We start from the raw sequence: 5,960 nt of genomic DNA, 5'->3' as shown, positions 1-5,960 counted from the left end.
CGCGGCGCTGGCGCAGCGCTACGCGGGCGGCTTCCCGATGGGCTATCGCAACGGCGCCGGCGCGGCGGAGGCGGCGCGGGACATCCGCCTGTTGCACGGACTGTCCGGTCCCGGCGACAAGTCGATCCGCATCTATCGCAATCCGGAGGACACGGCCGAGCGGCTGCGCCTCAAGCTCTACAGCCATGTCGCGATCGCCCTGTCGGAAGTGGTCCCCGCCTTCGAGAATTTCGGCTTCCGCGTCATCGACGAGATCATGACCCCGGTCGACGGCGGCGCATTGGGCCATGTCCAGCGCTTCGTGCTGGAGCTACCGTCGGGCGGCGATGCGGAGGACGTTGTCGCCCGCGCCTCCGTCGTGACGGAGGCCATCGCGCAGGTGCTGGAGGGCACGGCGGAGAACGACCGCTTCAACGAACTCATCGTCACGGCCGGTCTCGCCCCGCGCGCCGTGGTGCTGTTCCGCGCCCTGTTCCGCTATCTTCGCCAGACCGGATCGGCCTACAGCCTCGCCACCGTGACGGAGACGCTGCGCCGCGAGAGCGCGATAGCGCGCCAACTCGTGACGCTGTTCGAGGCGCTGCACGATCCCGCCCAGACCGACGGCGAGGCGAAGGCGGCCGCCGCCCGGTCCGCGATCGACGAAGGGCTGGAGAAGGTCACCGCCATCGACGAGGACCGCGTGCTGCGCCTGCTACGCGCCGTCATCACCGCGACCCTGCGCACGAATTTCTACGCGCCCGCCGCCGCCGAGGCGCTGGCGTTCAAGCTCGACAGCGCCCAGGTGCCCGGCCTCCCCGCCCCGCTCCCCTGGCGCGAAATCTGGGTCTATTCCCCCCGCGTCGAGGGCATCCACCTGCGCGCCGGCCCGGTCGCGCGCGGTGGGCTGCGCTGGTCCGACCGGCGCGACGACTTCCGCACGGAGATCCTGGGCCTGATGAAGGCGCAGCGGGTCAAGAACGCGGTCATCGTGCCGACCGGCGCGAAGGGCGGCTTCTACCCCAAGCAACTGCCCAACCCGCAGGTCGACCGCGACGCATGGTTCGCGGAGGGGACGGAAAGCTACCGCATCTTCATCCGCTCGCTGCTGTCGGTCACGGACAATATCGTGAAGGGCAAGGTGGTCCATCCGGCCGACGTCGTCATTCATGACGGTGACGATCCCTATTTCGTCGTCGCGGCGGACAAGGGCACCGCGACCTTCAGCGACGTCGCCAACGCGATCGCGCTCGATCGCGGCTTCTGGCTGGGTGACGCCTTCGCCAGCGGCGGCTCCCACGGTTACGACCACAAGGCCATGGGCATCACCGCCAAAGGTGCCTGGATCAGCGTGAAGCGCCATTTCGCGGAGCTCGGCACCGACGTGCAGAGCGAGCCGGTGAAGGTCGTGGGCTGCGGCGACATGTCGGGCGACGTGTTCGGCAACGGCATGCTGCTCAGCAAGGCGATCAAGCTGGTCGCCGCCTTCGACCACCGCCACATCTTCCTCGATCCTGATCCCGATCCGGCGAAGAGCTGGGAAGAGCGCAACCGCATGTTCCAGCTCCCGCGCTCCAGCTGGGACGACTATGACAAGTCGCTGATCTCGCAGGGCGGTGGCGTGTTCCCCCGCTCGATGAAGAGCATCCCCCTCACCCCCGAGGTGCAGGCCGTCCTGGGCGTCACCGCCGCGGAGATGGAGCCAGCCGCGCTCATCTCCGCGATCCTCAGGAGCCCCAACGACCTCCTCTGGTTCGGCGGCATCGGCACCTATGTGAAGGCCGCCGCGCAGAGCCATGGCGACGTCGGCGACCCCGCCAACGACCGCCTGCGCGTCAATGCGGAGGAACTGCGCGTCCGCGTCGTGGGCGAAGGCGCCAATCTCGGCGTCACCCAGGCCGCGCGCATCGCCTTCTCCCTGAAGGGCGGGCGCATCAACACCGACTTCATCGACAATTCGGCCGGCGTCGACTGCTCGGACAATGAGGTCAACATCAAGATCGCGCTCAACAAGGAGATGGCGGAGGGCCGCCTGCCCTTCGACGATCGCAACGCGCTGCTCGAAAGCATGACCGATGCGGTCGCCGACATCGTGCTGGAGGACAACCGGCTCCAGGCGCTCGGCCTCTCGATCGCCGAAGCGGGAGGCGCGGCGGACCTTGCCAGCTATGTCCGCCTGATCGAGACGTTCGAGGAATCGGGCCGGCTCGACCGGCAGGTGGAGGGGCTGGCCGCCAACGACCAGTTGCTGCGCCGCGGTCAGGACGGCCAGGGGCTCACCCGCCCCGAACTCGCCGTGCTGCTCTCCACCGCGAAGCTCGCGCTGCAGGACGCGATCGAGCATGGCGACCTTGCCAGCGACGAGACGATGGGCAGCGAACTCATGGCCGCCTTCCCCCCCGCGATGCAGGGAAAGGAGGCGGACGCCATCGCCGCCCACGCCCTGCGCAAGGAGATCATCGCCACCAAGGTCGCGAACCGCATCGTCAACCGGCTCGGCCTGATCCACCCGTTCGAGCTGGCGGAGGAGGAAGGCTGCTCGCTCGCCGATCTCGCCAGTGCCTTCCTGATCGCCGAACGGCTCTACGACATCGGCACTCTCTGGGCGGACATCGACGCGGCCGAAATGTCGGAGGCCGCGCGCCTCGCGCTGTTCAGCGACATCGCCAGCGGCATGCGCGCGCAGATCGCGGACATCCTGCGCGCCCTGCCAACCGGCACGCTGCCCGCGCAGGGCTGCGCGAAGCTCGCGCAGGGCGTCGGCACGCTGGCGGCGCAGGTCGACGACCTGCTGACCGCCGAGGCGCAGCGCCGCACCGCTGCCGTCGCCGACCGCCTGCTCGGGCTCGGCGCCCCGGAGGATCTCGTGCGCCGCACCGCGGGCCTGTTCAAGCTCGATGGCGCGGTCGGCATCGCCGCGCTAGCCGGACGGATGAAGGTGGACGAGATCGCCCTCACCCGCGCCTTCACCCATTTGGGCGAAGCGGTCGGCATCGACTGGGTCCAGTCCGCCGCTGCGCGGATGGAGCCGACCGATCCCTGGGAACGGCTGCTCATCTCCGGCGTCGCGCGCGACATGCAGCAGGTGCGGCTCGACTTCCTTGCCCATGGCAAGGGCAAGGACATCGCCGTCCATGTCGAGGACTGGCTCAAGGAAAAGGGCAACCGCATCCGCCAGTTCCGCACCCTGGTCCAGCGCGCCAAATCGGCCGCCGCCCCCAATGTCGCCATGCTGGCGGAAATCGCGGGACAGGCGCGGGGACTGCTGGGGCGGTAACTTTCATAGGAAATTGTGCTCCTGCGGAAGCAGGAGCACATCGCGCTTCAATCTCGGCAAGACAGTCTTCGGCGGCTCGTCCATGACGAAGCCCTCACTCCGGCCATTCATCCGCCAGCCAGTTGCGCGACGTATGGATGACGTGAAGGATCGTCAGAACAGTGGCGTCCTCGCTCAGCGCATAAGCGATGATATAGGGAAGCCGGGTGACTGATTTCTCATAGGTGCCACTGACACGACCGGGATGTCCGGTCGCAAACTCGGCTAGGGCATCGCCGGTCGCACGTATCCGCTTCGCCACCCTGTGCGCGGCTTGGGGATTGTCCTTGGCAATGGTGATGACCTGCCGCTCAAGGTCGGCCAGCGCGTCATGCGACCATTGGACATACCTCACGCGGCGTTGCTGCTCGCCGCCTCGATGGCTGCGTCGATCCGGTCCATCGCGTCCTTGTGGGATGTAACCCTCCCCGCCTCCATGTCAGCAAGTCCGCGTTGGATACCCTCAATGATCTGCAACTCGCGATTCACGTAGGACTCGACGGCTTCGGCCGCGAGGTAGGATCGTGTGCGACGGGTTTTATCCGCCAGGCGGCCCAGCTTTTCCTTGAGATCAGGCGTGACCCGGATCGTCATCGTCGTGCTTGCGCCCATGCTATGCTCCTGTATGCGATTGTACACATTGTAACACAATGTCGGCGCCAGCGTCCAACAGATTGCCCCAAATGAGGGAAGGCCCCCTACCGCCCCGCCAAAATCCCCTCGATCAGCACAACATCGTCCGGCTTGTCCGCGTCGATGCACGCCTCCGCCTGGTGCATCGCCACCAGCCGCGCCTCCAGTCCGAAGCGTCGCCCGATGCGCGCGATCCCGCCGCGCAGGGTCAGTATGCGTAGCACCGCCCCGATCAGCGCCAGCGGCCCGAACGCCGCCAGGATCTTCCAGCCCTTCTTGCGGTCCTGTTCGACATCCTGCCACAGCGCGATCACCGGTCGCGCCTTCGCGCTGCCGAACCAGAAGATGTTCGCGCCCGACCACCAGCCGTCGCGGAATTTGAGCCAGGTCCGCCGCGACTGCGGATAGCGCGCCAGCAGTGTCCGCCGCTCGACCATCGCGACGGCGATGTCCGCGCCGGCCGCCTCATCGACGAACTGGTCGATCATCGCCGCGTCCAGCAGCACATGGTCCGCCGTCGTCATCAGCAAGGGGAAGGTCTGGTCCGCGCGGTCCATGAGCGCCAGCAGGGAGGACGCGATGCCGTTCCCCGATGTCTCGAAGAGGATCTTGGGATGCTCGGCGATCCAGGCGGTCTGCGGATCGGCGGCAAAGAGCTCGGGCGCCTGCGTCAGCACCACCACCCGGGCGATCGCGGGATGATCGGCCAGCACCCGCGCCGGATAGGATATCATCGCCTGCCCCGCCACCGGCACCAGCGGCTTCACCGCCACCCCCGCGGCGCGCGCCAGCGGATCGGGGATCGGCCGTGCGCCGGCGAGCAGGATGGCGGTGACGCCGATGGGAGAAGTCATCGTCGTGCGTTAGCCGAGCTTGCGTTTCTCTGAAAGATCCCCGGCACGAACGCGAAAGAGAATGCCCCTCCGTTCGCCCTGAGCGAAGTCGAAGCCTGTCCTGAGCGCCTGCCTTGCAGGCAGTCGAAGGGGGCTCGGCTGAACGATAGCGAAGCCACTTCGCCTTCGGCTCAGTAGAAGGCTTCGACTTCGCTCAGCCCGAACGGACTTTGAGGTTCCCAATAAGCCCGAACAACATCCGTTCGTTTCTGACGAACGCTGCTATTTCCCCGAAACCGGCGCGCCCTCGGCCTTTGCAGTCGCCATCTGCGGCATCCCGACCCGCAGCCCCTGCAACGCCGCCAGGCGCGCGCGGAAGGCCGCCAGCTCGCGTCCGGCCAGCTGCGCGGTGGTCGTGAACTTCACCGACAGCGGATTGATCGTCGCACCGTTGCGATAGAGTTCATAGTGCAGATGCGGCCCGGTCGACAGGCCGGTCGATCCGACATAGCCGATCACCTGCCCGCGCCGCACACGCTGCCCCGGCACCGCCGCGATCCGGCTCATATGGGCATAGCCCGTCGCCAGCCCGGCTCCATGCTGGATGCGCACATAATTGCCGTGCCCGCCATGCCGGCCGGCAAAAGCCACCACGCCGTCGGTCGCCGCATAGATGGGCGATCCGTAGCGCGCAGCGAAGTCGATGCCGGCATGCATCCGGGTATAGCCCAGGATCGGGTGCCGCCGCATGCCGAAGCCGGACGACACATGGCCCGCGACCGGCGACGCCAGCACGCCGCGCCGCTCGCCCACGCCCGACGCCTCGAACCATTCGGTACGGCCGTTGGTCATCCATTTGAGCATGTCGACGGCCTTGCCCCGCGCGCGTTTCAGGCCCGCATAAAGCAGCTCGCCCACTTCCACGTCGCCCGTTTCGGCGCGATGATATTCGGTGATGATGTCGTAGCGGTCGCCGGCCCCGATCGACCCCAGGTCCACCTGCTGCGCAATCACGCGCAGGAAGGCCTGGATCGCCTTGGGCGGCGCGCCGGATGCGCGGGCCGAGCGGTAGATGCTGTCGCCCACCACGCCCTGGATGCGCAGCGGCGTGTCGTCGACCCGGATGGGCACGCGCCTGACCTGCAACTGGCCCCCTGCCCGCGTGATCTCGAGCGCGAGGTCCAGCCGCGCGCGGAAGG

At 67.7% G+C, this 5,960-nt stretch carries 5 protein-coding genes; 1 reads left to right on the top strand and 4 read right to left on the bottom strand.

Annotated features, from left to right (window positions below):
- On the top strand, positions 1-3,256 hold a 3,256-nt coding region (locus M529_RS33160; protein WP_021317569.1), incomplete at its 5' end, for an NAD-glutamate dehydrogenase domain-containing protein.
- Between the two features lie 94 nt (positions 3,257-3,350).
- Here M529_RS33160 and M529_RS33155 read toward each other — a convergent pair.
- From M529_RS33155 to M529_RS33140, 4 genes are all read right to left on the bottom strand, one after another.
- The gene (locus tag M529_RS33155; protein WP_021317568.1) at positions 3,351-3,650 is read right to left on the bottom strand and encodes a type II toxin-antitoxin system RelE/ParE family toxin; all 300 of its coding nucleotides are present in this window, start codon (positions 3,648-3,650) and stop codon (positions 3,351-3,353) included.
- A complete protein-coding gene (locus tag M529_RS33150; RefSeq protein WP_021317567.1) occupies positions 3,647-3,907 on the bottom strand; it encodes a CopG family ribbon-helix-helix protein in 261 nt (86 codons plus the stop codon). Before M529_RS33150 ends, M529_RS33155 begins: the two co-directional genes overlap by 4 nt.
- 86 nt (positions 3,908-3,993) lie before the next feature.
- The gene (locus M529_RS33145) at positions 3,994-4,782 is read right to left on the bottom strand and encodes a nucleotidyltransferase family protein (RefSeq protein WP_021317566.1); all 789 of its coding nucleotides are present in this window, start codon (positions 4,780-4,782) and stop codon (positions 3,994-3,996) included.
- Between the two features lie 261 nt (positions 4,783-5,043).
- On the bottom strand, positions 5,044-5,960 hold a 917-nt coding region (locus tag M529_RS33140), incomplete at its 5' end, for a M23 family metallopeptidase (protein WP_021317565.1).

The organism is Sphingobium ummariense RL-3 (assembly GCF_000447205.1).
GTDB lineage: Bacteria > Pseudomonadota > Alphaproteobacteria > Sphingomonadales > Sphingomonadaceae > Sphingobium > Sphingobium ummariense.
This window is presented reverse-complemented; position numbering and strand designations above follow the sequence as displayed.

Excerpts from the sequence above, each read along its gene's own strand:
- M529_RS33150 (WP_021317567.1), bottom strand. The coding sequence starts at position 3,907 with ATGGGCGCAAGCACGACGATGACGATCCGGGTCACGCCTGATCTCAAG.
- M529_RS33145 (WP_021317566.1), bottom strand. The coding sequence starts at position 4,782 with ATGACTTCTCCCATCGGCGTCACCGCCATCCTGCTCGCCGGCGCACGG.